Origin of the sequence: Anaerosporomusa subterranea (genome assembly GCF_001611555.1) — a bacterium.
Classification (GTDB): Bacteria; Bacillota; Negativicutes; order Sporomusales; family Acetonemataceae; genus Anaerosporomusa; species Anaerosporomusa subterranea.
Genome location: NZ_LSGP01000020.1, coordinates 327,189 through 344,596, shown reverse-complemented (window position 1 = coordinate 344,596; position 17,408 = coordinate 327,189). Strand labels below are relative to the sequence as shown.

General features: G+C 45.1%; 14 protein-coding genes. 1 reads left to right on the top strand and 13 read right to left on the bottom strand.

Annotation, left to right across the window (positions count from 1 at the left end; translation table 11 throughout):
- Window positions 1-352 precede the first annotated feature (352 nt).
- A complete protein-coding gene (locus AXX12_RS13960) occupies window positions 353-1,681 on the bottom strand; it encodes an aspartate aminotransferase family protein (protein ID WP_066243888.1) in 1,329 nt (442 codons plus the stop codon).
- 162 nt (window positions 1,682-1,843) lie between these two features.
- Here AXX12_RS13960 and AXX12_RS13955 point away from each other — a divergent pair, with 162 nt between their 5' ends.
- On the top strand, window positions 1,844-2,722 hold the full coding sequence (locus AXX12_RS13955) for a LysR family transcriptional regulator (protein ID WP_066243885.1): 879 nt from the start codon (window positions 1,844-1,846) through the stop codon (window positions 2,720-2,722).
- Window positions 2,723-2,733: 11 nt separating this feature from the next.
- Here the strand turns inward: AXX12_RS13955 and AXX12_RS13950 are convergent, their stop codons facing one another.
- From AXX12_RS13950 to ric, 12 genes are all read right to left on the bottom strand, one after another.
- Window positions 2,734-3,723, bottom strand: a complete 990-nt coding sequence (locus AXX12_RS13950; protein ID WP_066243883.1) for a LysR family transcriptional regulator — start codon at window positions 3,721-3,723, stop codon at window positions 2,734-2,736.
- Window positions 3,724-3,890: 167 nt separating this feature from the next.
- On the bottom strand, window positions 3,891-4,622 hold the full coding sequence (locus AXX12_RS13945) for a FadR/GntR family transcriptional regulator (protein ID WP_066243880.1): 732 nt from the start codon (window positions 4,620-4,622) through the stop codon (window positions 3,891-3,893).
- Window positions 4,623-4,714: 92 nt separating this feature from the next.
- Window positions 4,715-5,983 carry a nickel pincer cofactor-dependent isomerase, group 22 gene (locus tag AXX12_RS13940; protein WP_066243879.1) on the bottom strand — a complete coding sequence of 423 codons (1,269 nt, stop codon included), beginning with the start codon at window positions 5,981-5,983 and terminating at the stop codon, window positions 4,715-4,717.
- 29 nt (window positions 5,984-6,012) lie between these two features.
- The gene (locus tag AXX12_RS13935) at window positions 6,013-7,185 is read right to left on the bottom strand and encodes a UxaA family hydrolase (RefSeq protein WP_066243877.1); all 1,173 of its coding nucleotides are present in this window, start codon (window positions 7,183-7,185) and stop codon (window positions 6,013-6,015) included.
- A complete protein-coding gene (locus AXX12_RS13930) occupies window positions 7,185-7,499 on the bottom strand; it encodes a UxaA family hydrolase (protein ID WP_082816879.1) in 315 nt (104 codons plus the stop codon). The genes AXX12_RS13935 and AXX12_RS13930 overlap by 1 nt, the downstream gene beginning before the upstream one ends.
- Window positions 7,500-7,576: 77 nt before the next feature.
- A complete protein-coding gene (locus tag AXX12_RS13925; RefSeq protein WP_066243876.1) occupies window positions 7,577-8,365 on the bottom strand; it encodes an SDR family oxidoreductase in 789 nt (262 codons plus the stop codon).
- Between the two features lie 141 nt (window positions 8,366-8,506).
- A complete protein-coding gene (locus AXX12_RS13920) occupies window positions 8,507-9,388 on the bottom strand; it encodes a fumarylacetoacetate hydrolase family protein (protein WP_066243869.1) in 882 nt (293 codons plus the stop codon).
- Between the two features lie 715 nt (window positions 9,389-10,103).
- Window positions 10,104-11,774, bottom strand: a complete 1,671-nt coding sequence (ilvD, locus tag AXX12_RS13915; protein ID WP_156478670.1) for a dihydroxy-acid dehydratase — start codon at window positions 11,772-11,774, stop codon at window positions 10,104-10,106.
- A gap of 52 nt (window positions 11,775-11,826) precedes the next feature.
- Window positions 11,827-13,230: an anion permease gene (locus AXX12_RS13910; protein ID WP_066243867.1), complete on the bottom strand. Its 1,404-nt coding sequence runs from the start codon at window positions 13,228-13,230 to the stop codon at window positions 11,827-11,829.
- A gap of 62 nt (window positions 13,231-13,292) precedes the next feature.
- Window positions 13,293-14,552: a nickel pincer cofactor-dependent isomerase, group 22 gene (locus tag AXX12_RS13905; protein WP_066243862.1), complete on the bottom strand. Its 1,260-nt coding sequence runs from the start codon at window positions 14,550-14,552 to the stop codon at window positions 13,293-13,295.
- 414 nt (window positions 14,553-14,966) lie between these two features.
- Window positions 14,967-16,157 (bottom strand): anaerobic nitric oxide reductase flavorubredoxin, encoded by a 1,191-nt coding sequence (locus AXX12_RS13900; protein ID WP_066243861.1) that lies wholly within the window; start codon window positions 16,155-16,157, stop codon window positions 14,967-14,969.
- Window positions 16,158-16,441: 284 nt separating this feature from the next.
- The gene (gene ric / locus AXX12_RS13895) at window positions 16,442-17,146 is read right to left on the bottom strand and encodes an iron-sulfur cluster repair di-iron protein (protein ID WP_066243858.1); all 705 of its coding nucleotides are present in this window, start codon (window positions 17,144-17,146) and stop codon (window positions 16,442-16,444) included.
- Window positions 17,147-17,408: the final 262 nt, after the last annotated feature.

Genomic DNA, 17,408 nt, shown 5'->3' with positions numbered 1-17,408 from the left:
ACTCCCTGCCGCATAATGGCTCTGTTATCAACATGATCAATACCGCGGGGCTGACGCATGCGAATTCTTACAAGCACTTCTTTTGGTGTACGGTTGTCATTCCCGTGTTCGTCTCCGTGTTCAGTATTGTCTTTGTCGAAATGGGCATTATATGAGTGATTCCTGTCGTCTGTTCAGGTAGCAGCCAAGTTCAAGCCGTCTGCTTTCTTGAGCAGCAATGCCATCTAAGGGCAGATCCCCCGCTCCAGAAACTACCCGCGGTTCGTGCGCGAAACGCATTACCCTTTAGTTAGCTGGTTATAAAAGAGCTAGCGCAAGCCTGCATTGATATGTGCAGCTTGCACTAGCTCTTTTACCCGATGATTTTCGCAAATTCGCTAAATCCCTTCGTCATCGCCGCAACCAATTCATCCACCTGGTCTTTTGTAATAATCAGCGGCGGCGCCAGCAGGAACTGGTCCCCATTTTCGCCGTCGGCGTTGCCAGTGCCGGGGTAGACAACAACGCCATGTTTGACTAAGGTGACTGTCAATTTTTCGGCCATACCCATCTTCACCGGGTATGGTTCTTTAGTCTGTTTGTCTTTAACAATTTCGACACCCAGCATAAGCCCCTTGCCCCGTACATCTCCCACATACGAGAACGGCAGCAGTTTCTCCTGCAATTGTGCCAGCAAATACGCGCCAACTGTCCGGGAGTTCTCTACCAATTTATCTGCAATCAATGTTTTTACCACCGCTAAGGCCACTGCACCTGACAGGGGATTGCCACCATAGGTGTGACCATGCACAAATATGCCTGAGCCTTGTTTGAACGCATTAAAAATTTCTTCTTTAGCGATCACCGCGCCGAGCGGCGAATAGCCGGCGCTCATGCCTTTGGCTGCGCAGATCATATCAGGAATTACGCCAAAATCGTCGATGCTAAACATCGATCCTGTCCGGCCAAAACCGGCCATAACTTCATCATCGATCATCAGAATATCGTAATGGTCGCAAATCTGGCGGATAATTTTAAAGTAATCTTTATGCGGGACAATCGCACCACAGGCTGCACCGCCGACCGGCTCGGCGATAAAGCCTGCCACATACTCCGCACCTTCCATTTTAATCGTCCGTTCGAGGTCTAAGGCGCAATCCACCTGACAAGTATCCTGACACTTGCCAAACGGGCAGCGATAACAATAAGCTGGCGCAATATGCGGGAAGTTTAACAGCAGCGGTGTATACTTTTTCCGACGTTTATCGCCGGTCATCGATAATGCTCCGATCGTGTTGCCGTGGAAGCTTTTCCAGCGAGAGATTATGCGGTACTTTGAGCTCTGACCATCACGCTCAACATAGTACTGACGCGCCATCTTTAGCGCCGCTTCGGTCGCTTCCGATCCGCCGGACACTAAATAAAGCTTGTTTAACGAGCCAGGCGCCAACTTGGCCACCAGATCACCTAATTCTTGAATTGGACGAGATGTCCAACGCGATAGATGACTGAATGCAACTTTTTGTGCCTGTTCGACTATCGCCTCGATAATCACGGGATGCCCATGGCCTAAATTGGACACAGCCGCACCGGAACAGGCATCAATATACTTATTGCCGTCGGTGTCATACAGATAGATACCCTCGCCGCGATCGACTTCGAGAAGTTTTTTGTTTACCGCCCGATAAAATACGTTATCCAATTCCCTCACCCCTCCACCTTAATTCAATATTCAACTATTTCTTTACGCCGAATCAGTGGACTTATCTCTCAGTTCACTATATCATGAAGTTAGTAATGAAAAAAATGACTGTTTTATATGATTTCAATCACTTTAACTGATACATAAAAGGACGGTGAGGTCATGGAATTGCGTCAATTGCAGATATTTTGCAGCGCCGCCGAAACGCTTAACTTTACTAAGGCCGGCCTGAAGTTAGGCTATGCCCAATCCAACATCACCGGGCAAATTCGGCAGTTGGAGGAAGAGCTGCAGGTAAAGCTGTTTGAACGTCTGGGACGGGGGATTCAACTGACCAGCGAGGGCAAAAAGTTTTTGGTCAATGCAAAACACATCCTGGAGTTATGCGACAAAGCGAAAGCAGAGATCGCTCCCCAGGTTTTTCGCGGCATCATTAACATTGGCACAGCGGAAACAATCTGCATTTACCGGCTGCCGCAGATCCTGATTGAATACCGCAAGCTGTATCCGCTGGTGGAAATCCGGGTGCAGACTGAGGCGTGCGATAACTTGTTTACCCTGCTTAAATCGAACGATATCGATATTGCCCTGGTACTGACTGACACCATCACCGCACCGGAAATGACGGTGCGTACACTCCAGGACGAACCGCTGGCTGTGGTCGTGAGCCCGCTGCATCCGCTGGCGGAAAAGAAAAAGATTACCCCCGGCGATTTCGCAGGCGAATGCTTGATTGTCACTCTGCCCGGCTGCGGCTATCGCCCGCTGATTCTCGCGATGCTGCGCGAACACAACGTAATTCCAGGCTCGCTGATGGAGTTATCCAGCATCGGCGCCATCAAGCAATGCACCATGTGCGGTTTAGGTATTGCCGTTATTCCTGAAGTGGCGGTACGAGATGAACTGGAACGGGGAAAATTACTTAAACTGGATTTCAGCGAAGCAAGCTTTGACGTAAAAGCACAGTTAATCTACCACCAGGAAAAATGGTTGACTCCGGCGATGCAGGCGTTTCTAGAACTGTGTAAGATGATGCGGTAAGATGACATTATCTATGGGGAAACGGGGAGACGGCTTTCGAGACCTATATAGCCTGCTATAAATTGGTCATGTTTTTGTATATGCTCTTGTAATAAACTGATAAATTCTTTGGCAAAATGCGGTTGATAACCATCTTTATGTGTAATTAAATCAATGCGAAGAAAATCTTTCATGCCGTAAAGCTTAAAAATCCGAAGTGGTTTATCATTTCTGTTATTTTGTTCAATTACTTTGTCTAAGCCTGTCTTGGGACAAAATGCAACTAATTGGCTTCTTATACATAAACTTATTTGTAATTCGTAATCGCTGACAGAAAGGACAATTTCTTGGTGTATATTACGGGAATCTAAATACCTTTTTACAAGGTTATTAAAAGAACTACCAATATAGTTCCCCGCAAACGGCAAATTCGGAAAATTCAATAAATCGATTTCGGCAGAGGAAATAGTTTGTTTGTAGGCATCAGGTGATACGGCGAATTTCTGTAGTATTGTTTCGGTGGCGATAAAGAATACTTCGTCTTGTCCTAATGGCAAAACATTAAAATCATTATTTGATATACAGTCAATGCCCAAAAACATATCGATCTTTCCATTCAATAATTTAGGAACTAGATTTCGCATGTCATCTAAAATAATTGACAAATTTACCAAAGGGAAACGTTGATGGTATTCTGTAAAAAGATCAGGTAATAAAACCCGCGCTCTTGTTGCGTTGATTCCAAATATAATTTTCCCTCTCATTTCGGTCTTAATCTCGGATAATTTCTCTATCATGGCTGATTCAGCAATTTGTATTTGACGTAATGAATAATATAAAGATTCTCCGGCTGGAGTCAAACGTAGTTGCGGTGTTCTTTCAAATAAATTGACATCATACTCTTCTTCTAGCTTTTTGATATGAGAGCTCAAACATTGCTGAGTTACAAAAGCCCTGCAAGCAGCTTTTGTAAAGTTCATTTCTTCCACCGCTAACAAAAACATTTTACACCCTAAATCCATCAGAGATCACCGCCTTAGAATTCCTTATCATTTAACATTAACTCGTCATCTCGCAAATCAAAAATACCCCCATAAACCGGATTACAATACGAGTATCTCGTTGCTACTCTGGTTTATGGGGGTATTTTTGTATTGGTAATGCGGCGAATTGTTGCTCTAGCAAGCTGCTATTGATCTTGTCTTTCGGCATCACCTTGTTTCAAAAGGACTTCTTCAATCATGTGATACGTACTTTCGAGATGGATGCCCATTTGTTTCTTAGCTGCTGCCGCTTGTCGTTTTTCAATTGCGTGCAAGATGGCACCGTGCTCAGAGAGAATACGGTCATAATCTTTCGGCTTGGACCAGTGCCAGCGGTTTGTATGTACCACTTGGTAGTAGAGTTCGTGCAGGCTGCTTATTACTGATAGGATAGTATTGTTTTTTGCTGCTCTGGCAACTCGATAATGAAAAGCGAAGTCGGAAGAAGCAGTATCTTTGCCTAGTGCGATATCTTGCGACATATCACGGAAAACTTGATGAAGCGCAACAATATCATCATCAGTTGCCCGTGAGGCAGCTAGCATGGCCACTTCACCCTCGAGAATCCGGCGTAATTCCATGAGTTCCAAAATAGCGGTGTCGTTACCGCCAAGCATAACCGTTAATGGTTCTATAGGATCATGACCATGAACTCTTTTTACATAAGTACCGCCACCGTGTTTGGTTGTTACCCAACCTTCTGCTTCTAAGACGGCCAAAGCTTCACGGACTGTTGTACGGCTAACACCGAAAATTTCGGCAATGCGCTTTTCTACCGGCAGTTTATCTCCATAGCCGAATTTACCGCTTTTTATCATTTCCTTAAGGCGACGTAAAATTTCTTCTGATAACTTGATTCTCTCGATTTTTTCCAGCATGTTGAACTCCCAAGCAGATGTATTTTGTTAATTAATTCAGCAATGGTTGGTATAATCCTGCTAATTGTAGCAATAGCGCATTACGAAACATTCTATAGTAGGTTGCCCTGGTCGTCGAAGGTCCAATCATAAGGTTCGCTGACAATTTCCAGATAGGGATGAGCTTCCACATACTTTCTGAGGCTGACGGAAACTTCAAGTTCTTCTAGGTGATTGGTGTTTTTCATTCTGAGGATAGCGACGTTTTCCTTATCCAGGCGGTTGCTGCACTTGATACAGGCCTGAATGGCTTGTTTATCGCTTTTTAGTACCATGGGAATTTTTACGCTCAACGGTACCGTCGAGGTTAGTGAGTTGGGATATGTATGCTCAAAGGATAGCTTCGCATAGGCTCGTTTAGTCGTATAGTCGGCAATGCCTAGGCCATTGGCGTTGCCGTGGGAGATATCGGTAATATCCAGTATGGCAAGTCGTTTCACATCAGGCCCGCCGCTGATAAAGGGAGTGTGATAGCGGCCGACTACGTTGGTATCGAAGCCGGTACCGCTAATGTCTTTGCCGATTTCGTCAATGATAACAGCATCAAGCTTGTTGAAATGGATGCGAGGGCAAAGTTCCTTGGCGGCCTCCTGCAGGACGGGTTCCATGGCGGCAATTTCTTCATTGGCGAGGACTTCAATACGGCAGGTTTCATGGAAGGGGTTTTCCAATACGCCAACAGCACAGAGAATGTTGGCCTTTTCCAGAGATACCTTGGCCATAGCCGGGATGTTAACAGCCATTTCGCCGAAGCCTAGCTCGTGGCAGATATCGGCGCCTTTTTGTTTGCCAAGGCCGATAGTAATCATTTTTTGCAGACCGCTCTCGACAGGACCGCGGAAAGCAACGTGAGGCTTAATACGGTTGGCGACGATGGTCCAATTGGCTCCATAGGCATTACGGTCAAAATAAACCGGGAATCCATTTTCGGATACGCCGATTTGGACCGGCTCTATATCCGACTTGATGGGCGCGTTAATGTACTCTTCCGTATAACCCATGCTTAGCGCCATTTCGTGCTGTCCTTGGTCTGTAGCTCCTCCATGACTGCCCATAGCCGGTACAAGGAATGGCTTTGCGCCACGCTGTTTCACTTGCTCGACAAGGGTTTTAATCAGAAGGGGCATGTTCGTAATGCCGCGGCTGCCAACGGTGATGGCTACGGTTTGACCAGGCTGAATTTTTGCGAATATGTCTTTGGCCTGCAGTTTGCTTTTTAGTTCTGCGACGACATCGGCAATTACAGGGCGGTCAAATCGTTGCCGTATACGAATCACTTTGGGTATGGCGATGGGGTCCAGGAGCCTGTCAATTGTACTCATCTATCTCACTCCTGTTTGTTTATTAGGCCTTAATCAGGCATCCGCCAGATGCAGAATTGCTCGTCATGGCCAAGTACTTCGGCTTTGGTCATCTTACCAGAAGCTACAGCTAAAATTTCCTGGTAAATTTCTTCGCCGACCTGCTGCAGTGATTTTTCACCGGTAATGACCGTTCCTGCGTTAATATCCAAATTCTCTTTCATGCGTTCATAAGTTCTCGGATTACCTGTTATTTTAATCACAGGTACGCCTGGGAAGCCTGATGGTGTACCGCGTCCGGTAGGAAAGCATACTATTTGGGCGCCAGCGGCAACTTGACCAGTGGTGACTTCACCGTCATGCCCTGGGCCGTCGAGCAGTAAAAGACCTTTCTTTGTCGGGTAATTTCCATATTTGAATACTTCAACAAATTGCGCATTGCCTGATTTCTTCATGCCGCCTAGTGATTTTTCAACAACACTGGAGAGGCCGCCATCAAAGTTACCGGTGGAAATAAGATTTTTGCGTTTTTCATTGCTAGAGTTTTGTGTTTGTCGTTTGAGGCGTTCTTCCATAGTGCGGATGGCGTTTAGAATATCTGCCGCAACGTCTTCGTTAACTGCTCTGCGAGCCAGGATGTGCTCTGTACCGATGAGCTCAGTCAGTTCGGTCAGGATCGACGATCCGCCTTGAGCAACCAGCTTGTCAGAGGCAATGCCCAGAGCGGGGTTAGCTACCAGTCCGGAGGTAGTGTCTGAGCCGCCGCAGTTTAGGCCGATCATCAGCTCGCTAACATCGCATTCTTCCCGGCGCTGAAGCGAGATAGTCTGCTGCATGTGACGGGCATAGCGGGTGCCTTGCTCAATGGCAGCAATCGAGTCGCCAATATCTTGAATTACAACGGTTTCAAGCATTTTACCTGTTGATGCGATACCATGTGCCAACTCGGCAGGAGTAAAACGCTCGCAACCAAGACCAACAACGACTACGCCGGCAAAATTAGGATTTCTGCCAACACCAATCAATGTCTTGGCTGTAATTTCCAGGTCTTCGCCTACCTGACTGCAGCCAACAGGATGAGTGAACGGGACGGCATTCGGGACATTCTGTGCAATTCGTTGTGCGACTTTAGCGGAGCAGAAAACAGAGGGAATAATGGCAATCTGGTTTCTAACTCCTATGCTGCCGTTTTCTCGGCGATATCCTAAAAATTTATCGCCCATTACTTCATCCCCCTGTCACAATACATGTTATGGTTATGAATCCAGCCGCCTTTGGGGAGGCCAATCTTCATTTTGCCAATTTCTTCGCCGTATTTGAATACAGGCTGATCTTTTTCCAAATCGGCGAGCGCGAACTTATGGCCAAAGGCGATATTCTCTACAACCGTTACTTCGTACTCAGTTCCGCTGTCTTCGATAACGGTACAAACGTCGCCAGCAGCCAGGTCGACTAAGGCGACGCCAGCATTGTCTTTCTGATCCAGTACAAGGGCAGTTTTTTTTCCGCTAATGGAGCTGAAAACCATATCGTTCATTACATTCACCTCATGGCTGCTTTCTTTTCCCAATAACTACTCAAGCCATCGACACGTAAAGCCAAAAAAGAGAAAATTTAAAACGCTTTGGTCATGCCGCCGTCGACTAACATGGTTTGACCGGTAATATAGGTGTTGGCTTCTGAACAGAGGAATACGGTAAGCTTAGCGTATTCCTCGGGAGTGCCATAGCGGCCAAGCGGAATACCCTTGATGGTGTTCTCATATACAGCTTCCACCGAGATACCGGCCTTGTCAGCACGCACTTTGTCCAGATAAGCGATACGGGCTGTGCCGATTCGCCCCGGACCCATGACGTTTACCAAGATGTTATCTTTACCCAGTTCTTGCGATAGTGTTTTGCTTAAACCGGCAACTCCCATTCGGAAAGTATTCGAAAGAATGAGGTTCTCTAGTACTTGTTTTACAGATGAAGAAGTGTAGTTGACGATGCGGCCATGACCAAGCTGGCGCATATACGGCAGAACCTCACGAATGCTGCGGATATAGGAAAGGAGGTTGAGCTCGTAAGCTTTCTGCCAGGCATCATCAGTAAAATTGTCAAAAGTGCCTGCCGGAGGTCCGCCCGCATTGTTTACCAAAGCAAAAATGGGACCGAATTTTTCCACGGTATTTCTTACTACCGTCGTAATATCATTGGCCTTAGTAATATCTCCGACTGTGTAGGCTGGCTCGCGGCCTGTGGCTGCTTTTATTTCAGTTTGGGCTTGGATAAGCTCTTCCTCAAAAGGGCTGAAGAGCATGACGTTGGCACCCTCTTTAGCAAACTCTAAAGCTGCTGCCTTGCCAAGCCCGGCACTAGAGGCCATAACGAGGACTGATTTTTCTCTTAATCCTAAATCCATATACTTTTCCACTCCTTTAATCATCTAGCGCATTTCTTTACCCGACCAGAAAGTATAAGTTTTCTTATCCTTTCTGTCTGGATAACGCAACTAAGGCTTCCGCCTGCGTCTAAAGACTTGGCGCAAGCCAAGTTTTGTTTATCACTTCTGGATTTTTAGATCCACGACAGGATTTTTCAAAGGCTCGAATCCGTCAATCCAGACTTCTGCTACATCGCCGTCTTTAATATGTACAGCTCGGGGCGTGCCGGTGGATATGACATCACCAGGCAGCATAGTAGCCACTTTGCTTTGGAAGGACACCAGGTAGGAGGGCGGGAAGGTCATATTGGAAACTATATTTTGTGCGTAGATTTCACCGTTAATAACAGTAGCTACCTTGAGTTTCATGACATCTTCAACTTCATCGGGAGTGACAAGCTCGGGACCGAAACTGAAGAAGGTGTCGAAATTCTTGGCGTGCGTGAGATAGCGCGGATTGATGCGGAGGATATCTTCCGCCGTCATGTCAATGATGGTCGTGTAGCCTGCCACTACGCTTAGCCAGTCTTTTTCTTCAACATCTTTGCATTTTTTGCCGAAAATAACGCCAAGCTCGCCTTCAGCAGTGGTTTTCTCTGATTGAACAGGAATTTTGATGATATCGTTCGGACCGATAATAGTTGTATCATACTTGGGGAAAGTGCCGGGGTATACAGTGGGAGCTTTCTCAGCGAGATCTCCAGCATGCTCAACATAGTTTAAGCCAATACCCCATATCTTCCTGGGGTGGCGATAGAGGGGGGCATATTGGGCTTCGTGTTTGGGGATAGCGTATTGGGATAAGCCTTCCAGTTCTGCTTTGCCGCCAGCACGATACCAGTCATTCATAGCCTCAAGCTGTCCGGTTTGAATAAGCTCGAACAGGTTAGTTGACCATTGTTTGCTGAGCTTCTCATTTACTGTTGCAACCGGAATCAGTCCGCATGCTGTCACGATACTGGCGACTTCCGCTCCATTCATGGTAATAGTGGATAGTCTCATTATCTTTCCTCTCCTCTCATTTGTCATGTAATCAGACAACTTTAAATAAAGTTCGGCGGGAAATCATTATCTTATTAATACCATTTTTTCGACTAGTTTGTCAATTCGAAATAGCAAACATTACAGGGCAATCGCTTACGGAGAAGAAGACGGCATCGTTTTGAAATAACCTGTTTTTTATCCTAGGAACTTGTTGCAAAAGTCGTAGAAGCTAAAAGGCGAAGAACGATTCCACAGAGTAAAGTGAGGAAAAATGAGGACACAGAGGCGAAAGAAGTTTACCGGCTACGCCGGCCAAAACATTCCCTCATTTACCTCATTTTATTTCGTAAGCGATTGTCCTGACAAACATTATAAGACAATACGTTAATTTGACAGTAATTTCAATAAGTTGTCTGATTACCATACAACTATGGAAAATGTAATTATTACTACATTTCTAAACCTGCGAAATGTGGAATAAGGGGCGTGCCGCTTTGCGTTTTTTAATAAACGTTTTGCGATACGTCCCTTTATCCTTCGCACAGCCTGTAAGACTCCGCCCTCTTAGGTCGGAGATAACAGGCTGTAGCTCGATTCCCCTAAAGGGAGCCTTCGGCTTAACGAAATCAAAGATTTCGAGCCTCAGTCTAAATTCGACTAAGCTTCAGATGGAGTTGAAACTCCACCTGAAGCAAGTCTACATTTATCCGATGACCACCCCTCTCAGCTTAGATCAATCATTCCAGTCATCTCTATAAAGCCAAACTGCCCCCTGTTCAGCGCCACCGACCCCATTCCTGTAAGCAGCTAATACGCCATTCAACTTTCGTGTCGGTTTCTGGATATTTTTCCTGCGCAATTCGACTTCAGCTTCCGACACTTTTAGCTCAATTAAGTTGCGCTCTAGGTCAATCTCGATGATATCACCGTCTTCTACCAAGGCAAGTGGACCGCCAACCCATGCTTCAGGTGTAATGTGGCCTACACATGGACCGCGAGTAGCCCCCGAGAAACGTCCGTCAGTAATCATCGCTACTGAGGTATGCAATCCCATACCCACTAACATTGCCGCCGGAATTGATAGCTCTCTCATGCCGGGTCCGCCCTTCGGTCCTTCATACCGAACAACCAGAACCGATCCGGGCTCCACCGTTTTATTGATTAGATAATCCCGCACCTCTTCTTCCGAGTTAAATACGACTGCCGGCCCGACATGATGATACATTTGCGGTTCGACGCCGCTCTTTTTCACAACCGCGCCTAGTGGAGCCAGGTTACCTTTTATAATGGAGAAGCAACCATCGGGCAGCAAAGCCTCTTCTTGAGTCTTGATAACATTTCTATCAATCGTTTCATCAAACTCATTCAGAAAAGCACCCAACGTCCCGCCCATAGCAAGAGGCGCGGAAAGATCAAGTTTATCCTTAATGGTAGCAAGTACAGCGGGAACTCCGCCGGCTTGATGGAAATCATTGATGTTCAAAGCTGCAGACGGTTTGAACTTGGCTACTACCGGAACGGACGACTGTACCTGGTCAAAATCCTGAAGATCAAACTTCACGTTCATTACTTTCGCCAATGCCAAGGTATGCAAAACCGCATTCGTCGAACCGCCGCTGGCCGAAATATGCTTAATCCCATTTCGTAAAGAAACATCATTCATAAAATGGGAAAAACGTTTACCTTCTTGTACAAGTTCAACAATTCGTTCCCCAACATTTCTAGCTTGTCTTGTCTTTCTTCCATCACAAAAGAGCATTGTTGACGATCCGAAAGGCGCAACCCCTGTCGCCTCTAAAAAGGCGCCCATCGTATTTGCGGTTCCATACATCGAACAAGTTCCCGCCGAAGAGCACATATTTTCCCGCCAACGATCAAAGGTTTTTTCGTCAATCTCTCCCTTTTTGAACTTACCAATGGCTTCTTTTAAATCACTGGTACAGTAAACTTTTCCCGCTTCCTGATAGGGCAGCATTGCTCCAGCTGTTAGAAAAATTGCCGGCAAATCAAGATGTGCTGCAGCCATCAACATGCCGGGTATAATTTTGTCGCAAGATCCTAAAAACACCAATCCATCAAAGCCGTGCGCCTCGACCATTGCCTCAACCGAGGCTGCAATCAGGTCGCGTTGCGGTAATATATAATGCATCCCAGGTCCTTGCGCCATTCCGTCACACGGTGCCGGAACGCCAAACTCGCCCGGCGTTCCGCCTGCCGCCCAAATTCCCTCTTTTACATACTGCACAAGCTCAGCAAATGGCTTATGTCCAGGATTCACATCGGTATATGAATTAATAATACCAATGATAGGCTTTTGAATATCCTTTTTTCTATAGCCTGCTGAACTCATCAAGCCAACAAAATACGCTTCTGTCATATCTTTTTCATTACCACGTCTGTTCATTTTATCATCTCCTAAAATCATTAATAGGTGTAAAACAAAGATGAATCACTAATTACCACAGACCAATTAGTTTCCACCAGAATGGGCCAATACCAAACCAGATAACTCCATTAAATACAGTAAAAATTAAACCTAATCTCCACCATTCTGCTTGGGTAACGTAACCAGGAGCGAATAATACCGGAGATGGCCCCATAGCATAATGAGTTAATCCTGCGCAAATTACACTGGCAAACCCTAAGACTAGCGCTGCATAGTAAGGTGGTGCACCTGCAGAAATTGCGACAGCTAAAAAAGCTCCGTACATTGCTGTAACATGTGAAGAAGTTCCTGCGAAAAAGTAGTGTGATACGATATAGACTATTGCCAGAACGTACAAAGCACTAATCCAAGAAACCCCGACAATCGAACTTCCAACAAGAGTAGCAAACCATTTGATAAAACCAAATTTTTCTAATAAGCCAGCAAGCCCAATCAATGTACCCATCCAAAGTAGATTATCCCAAGCCATCGATTCTCCTGCGGCGTCTTTATATGACATTGCACCAAGCCATATCATCGCTACTACAGCTAAGATAGCAACAATTGTAGCAGAAAGATTTGTCCATGAAGAGGTGGCCCATAATACCAATGCTGCAATAAAAATACAGGTAACGATCTTCTCTTTTTTGGTCATGGGTCCCATTTTTTCTAATTCCTTGGCAGCAAAGCGTTTTGCGTCTCCCGTTTCTTGAATTTCAGGGGGATATAATTTGTGCATAATAATTGGGACAAAGGCTAAACAAATTATGCCAGGTACACTAGCGGCAAAAGCCCAGGTAAACCAAGAAATTTCCACGTTGGCGATTCTTTTAGCAAACGTCACGGCCAAAGAGTTTGACGCTATCCCAGTGACAAACATCATTGAGGTGACAACCACGCTTTGGTACAGTGTTTGGGTTAAATAAGCTCCGAGTTTTTTTCGTGTTTCAGGATTTGGTTCTGAGTCAAATGCAGAAGCCAAGCTCCGTACAATCGGGAACAATATGCCTCCTGCACGCGCCGTATTTGAAGGAGTTGCGGGTGCGATAATTAAATCACTAATTAGCATTGCATAACCTAGTTTTAAGGAACTTCCACCAATCCCTTTTACTAACGTATAAGCAATTCGGGTTCCTAGACCGGAATTAATGAAGCCTCTTGCAAATAGAATTGCTGAAACAACTAACCAAATTGTTGAATCGCTATATCCTGATAGTGCTTCAGGGAGAGACGTTGTTTTTGTGATTACACAAAGAACGACACTGGTCAAGCCGATGGCTCCCATTGGAATAGGTTGTAATATATAACCTAATATTGTTGATGCAACAATAGCAAAAAGATGCCATGCTTTTACTGATAGGCCTGCTGGCACAGGCGAGAACCAGAGAGAAAGGCCAGTTATTAGGATTGCTGCAATACGAAAATTCTTGCCCATTATTACGCCTCCTAACGCTAATTGTAAACTTCATACTATTGAAAGATTAACCAGCATCTATTCTAGTGGCCAAATTTGATATTTTTCAGATTGCCGTCTGTATCGAATTCTAGTTGGATATTGTCCTCAACAACTTCAAGGTCATCCCGCTTTTTGACTTCCTCTGAAAATGCTTTTGATAGAAAAACATATTCAAGATAAAGTGTGTTAGGGACAATGCCCATACGAAGTGTTTCAGGATCTGATCTGCCCAAGCTGACAATTGAATTTTCAATGCTTTCTTTTTCTGTATCAAAGGTTAATGGAATAAAGCAGCGAGGTACAAAAGTGGATGTCAGAACGTTCAAGTAAGTGGCCTTAAAATCAATTTTGTTAACTAATTTTCTAGTTGTTAAGTCTGCAAGACCAATGCCGTTGCCATTGCCATGGGACGCTTCAGCTAAGTCAAGGACGACAACTCGCCTGATGAACGGTTTTTCAGGCTCAGGCTCACCCTGAACGCGAAATCTGCCAATGATATTGGTGTCCATGCCGGTACCGCTGTAATTTTTGCCCATTTCACCAATAACTAGAACATCCCATTCCTCAAAAGGCAACCGAGGCATTAACTGCAATGCCTGCCGAAACAGTGCCGGTTCTTCTTCAATAAATTTGTCGGCCCTAATTGCCTTGATGACAGCCGTGCGTTCATAGGCATTTTCCACAATCCCCAGCCCACCGATGATAGGACATTTATTAACCAAAACAGTGCCAATCTCACGAATAGATGAAGGTAATTGGGAAACACCGAGACTGTGAAATTGCTTTGCGCCGCTCGGACCACCCAAACCTACCACACACTTTTTTATCAAACCGCTTTGTATCTCACCGGTTAACGCTGTATGAGGCTTAATGCGGTTAATAACAATGACGCCTTGTGTTTCATATACATTCTTATTGATGTACGCAGATAGACCATTAGACGTTTTGCCAACCTCAATGGTTTCACTGCCCGCTAAGATGGGTGCCCCCATAGATTCTTCGGTAATTCCCAGACTCTCTAGAACTGCAAGTTGCCCCTCCGTTTTACCCTCGCCATGGCTTCCCATAGCAGCAAGAATACACGGTTTAAACCCTTGCTCTTTTAAATAATTTACAGCTGTTTTTAAGATAGTTACAATATTGTTAATCCCGCGACTTCCTGCCGTTATCCCAACTACTGCTCCCTGAGGCAGTTTTTCTTTTAGTTTAAATGTCTCTAATTCTTTGATAACTGTCAATGAGATATCTTTAATACTACAGTCTTCAAATTTTTGCCGAACAAGCATAAATTGTGGTAACATAAAATCGCCCCATTACTAATAATTGATTTTTAATTTTTGCCTTGGTAAAAGGGATCAGACTGATAATCAGTAAACCATTGGCGACATCTCCTTACATTTACATAAAATTTCTCGAAAGTCCCCTTCTATTGGGCATCTCCATTCATGAGATACCTTAAGCCAAACCCTCCTTTCTGTAATTATCGAATCTTGCGACTATTATTATAGTAAAATATTTGTTCATTAAATAAAAACAATAAAACAGAGTATCTGTCACAATAAAAAAATTGTGGCAAATACTCTGTTAATCTCATTTCGCAGGACTTAAAGGCAGGAGTTAGCAAACAGAATTCGTTTATTGAAAACTGAGGTCGTCTTCCGTTTATTTTCCCAATTAGCCCCCGACCAAAATTCCGTGCTTTCTGCCTTGACTGCTTACTTCACTGCCTTAGCAAACCCTTTGCCGAATTCCTGGCACTTGGCGATTGCTTCGTCGCCCGGGTACCACAACTCGCGCAGTCCCTCGTTGACTAGGGCAAAGCCAGCTTCCCCGATCATACCGTTGATGACTTTTACAGATTCGCCGCTCCATCCATAGGTGCCAAAGGCAGCAGCTTTTTTGTTTTTAAAGGCCAGACCCTTGATTTCGTCCATGATAGCAGCGATGGATGACAAGACCGTCTTATTCACTGTCGGCGCGCCGACCAAAATCGCTTTTGATTTAAATACTTCAGTGATGATATCGTTTTTGTCGGTGCGTGAGCTGCTGAATACTTTTACAGTAACATCGGCGTCAGCTTGTTTAATCCCGCAGGCGATTTCCTCCGCCATGCGGCGTGTTCCGTTCCACATCGTGTCATAGATAATTGTGATTTGATTTTCCTGGTAGTCGTTAGCCCATTTAGCGTACTGTTCAACAATTTGAAGTGGATTATCCCGCCATAAAATGCCATGGCTAGGGCAAATCATGTCTACCGGCAGGTTAAAGCCGACAACTTCCTTGATCTTTTTATCAACCAGTTTGCTGAAGGGGGTAAGAATGTTGGCATAGTACTTGATACATTCCTGATAGAGCTCTGCTTGGTCGACAAGGTCGTTGTACATCATCGAGCTGGCATAGTGCTGCCCAAAGGCATCATTGGGGAACAAGATGTTGTCGCCGGTCAGATAACAGAACATACTGTCAGGCCAGTGCAGCATCGGCGCTTCGACAAAGATTAGTTCTTTGCTACCCAAATTGAGCTTATCGCCTGTCTTGACGACTTTAAAGTTCCAATCCTGATGATACTGACCTGTAAGGGATTTCACCGCATTAGCTGTGCAATAAATTGGTGTATCAGGAATGTGCTTCATCAGTTCAGGCAGCGCACCGCTGTGATCAATCTCACCATGGTTGGCAACTATGTAGTCGATTTTCTTGAGGTCAATTGTTTTCGCCAGATTGTCCACAAATTGTTTGGCAAACGGTATCCAGACCGTGTCGATGAGGACCGTTTTCTCATCTTGAATCAGATAAGAGTTGTAGGACGAGCCGCGATGAGTAGAATACTCCTCGCCATGGAACCGCCGCAGTTCCCAATCGATTTTGCCAACCCAATTGACACCAGGTTTAATTTGAAAAGCCATTTCGAATCCTCCCAATATTTTCATTTGATTGTATGTAAAGTCGCTGATACAGTTCTTGAGGACTGGACTACTTTGCCGCAGAGTACACAGAGGTAACACAGAGGGTACCCCACAGAGTGATTACGCTGCATATAAAACATTTTTCCCACTCTGTGTAACTCGACGGATGAAACCTCTGTATCCTCTGTGCGACCTCCGTTTCCTCTGTGGAAAACGTAACCTTGCTTCTATCTTTTGGCGCTTATACTTTCGCTTTATGCGTCAGTGTTTCCGTCAAGAAGATCTTATAAATTTTTTAGGCGCGGATGCAAAATATTGTTCTCCAGGTGGATATGTTGGAACAAATCCGACTCCAGCTCGTGCAGTTTTTGGTAGGTCAGTCGGTATGACGTGCAGCCGTCAGTAGGCGCAGCATAGTGACCGGTCAACGCATCAAGCTCTTTTAGGATGTCACCAGCATTAGTGTGCTCGCTTTCGATCGTGTCAATCAAAATTACGACTGAAGCCAGCAATTCGGACGATGGATTAGCGGCGTACTGGATAATCTGGGGAAACAGTTCTTCCTCTTCCTTGATCAGATGCTGTTCCAGTTCCATTTTCAATAAATTAAACAGTCGGTGAACCTGGGACAACTCGCGATGTTTGGCGCCGTGAACACGGAGAATCTTTGTCGTTAGCTCACCAATAGCCGGCAATTCCTGTTTTAAATACGCATGGTGGGTTTTGACAATATGCTCAATCAAATTGCTAAAATCAGCGGTATTCCAGTCTGTTTCAACTTTAGCCGTACTCTTCCAGGTAATATAGGCTTGATTAAGTTCAGCAAGGACTGCTGCCCCATCCAGATCCTGTTCTCGCATGACTGCCACCAGTTGCCTATCGCCGCCGCAGCAAAAATCAATTTTATAGTGTTTGAACACTTCAGCCGCTCCCGGGAAGTCTGCTACTATCGCTCCTATAGCTTCAGTGCCATCAAATCTTTTATCCATTGTTATCCCTCCATAGAATAATATTGTCAGTCCGTGAATACAGCGGGTTGCAATCTCTACTACAAGAATAGCATATTCTCTGGGTCGGATAATTGACGGCAATCACAATTCCCCTACAGGATTATCTTTTTTCAGTCGAGATGTCTGCTACGGGACAAACACCTCTTAGCTGTGTTTGGGGCTGAATGAAGCAATATTGTCAATATTCCCCTTAAATAGCGAATTTTCCTGCCTTGACTCAAAGTTGCCTAGCATTAACGAT

Bases quoted from the DNA above. Each gene is read 5' to 3' on its own strand.
- AXX12_RS13955 (WP_066243885.1), top strand. From the start codon at position 1,844: ATGGAATTGCGTCAATTGCAGATATTTTGCAGCGCCGCCGAAACGCTT.
- AXX12_RS13950 (WP_066243883.1), bottom strand. From the start codon at position 3,723: ATGGATTTAGGGTGTAAAATGTTTTTGTTAGCGGTGGAAGAAATGAAC.
- AXX12_RS13945 (WP_066243880.1), bottom strand. From the start codon at position 4,622: ATGCTGGAAAAAATCGAGAGAATCAAGTTATCAGAAGAAATTTTACGT.
- AXX12_RS13940 (WP_066243879.1), bottom strand. From the start codon at position 5,983: ATGAGTACAATTGACAGGCTCCTGGACCCCATCGCCATACCCAAAGTG.
- AXX12_RS13935 (WP_066243877.1), bottom strand. From the start codon at position 7,185: ATGGGCGATAAATTTTTAGGATATCGCCGAGAAAACGGCAGCATAGGA.
- AXX12_RS13930 (WP_082816879.1), bottom strand. From the start codon at position 7,499: ATGAACGATATGGTTTTCAGCTCCATTAGCGGAAAAAAAACTGCCCTT.
- AXX12_RS13925 (WP_066243876.1), bottom strand. From the start codon at position 8,365: ATGGATTTAGGATTAAGAGAAAAATCAGTCCTCGTTATGGCCTCTAGT.
- AXX12_RS13920 (WP_066243869.1), bottom strand. From the start codon at position 9,388: ATGAGACTATCCACTATTACCATGAATGGAGCGGAAGTCGCCAGTATC.
- ilvD (WP_156478670.1), bottom strand. From the start codon at position 11,774: ATGAACAGACGTGGTAATGAAAAAGATATGACAGAAGCGTATTTTGTT.
- AXX12_RS13910 (WP_066243867.1), bottom strand. From the start codon at position 13,230: ATGGGCAAGAATTTTCGTATTGCAGCAATCCTAATAACTGGCCTTTCT.
- AXX12_RS13905 (WP_066243862.1), bottom strand. From the start codon at position 14,552: ATGTTACCACAATTTATGCTTGTTCGGCAAAAATTTGAAGACTGTAGT.
- AXX12_RS13900 (WP_066243861.1), bottom strand. From the start codon at position 16,157: ATGGCTTTTCAAATTAAACCTGGTGTCAATTGGGTTGGCAAAATCGAT.
- ric (WP_066243858.1), bottom strand. From the start codon at position 17,146: ATGGATAAAAGATTTGATGGCACTGAAGCTATAGGAGCGATAGTAGCA.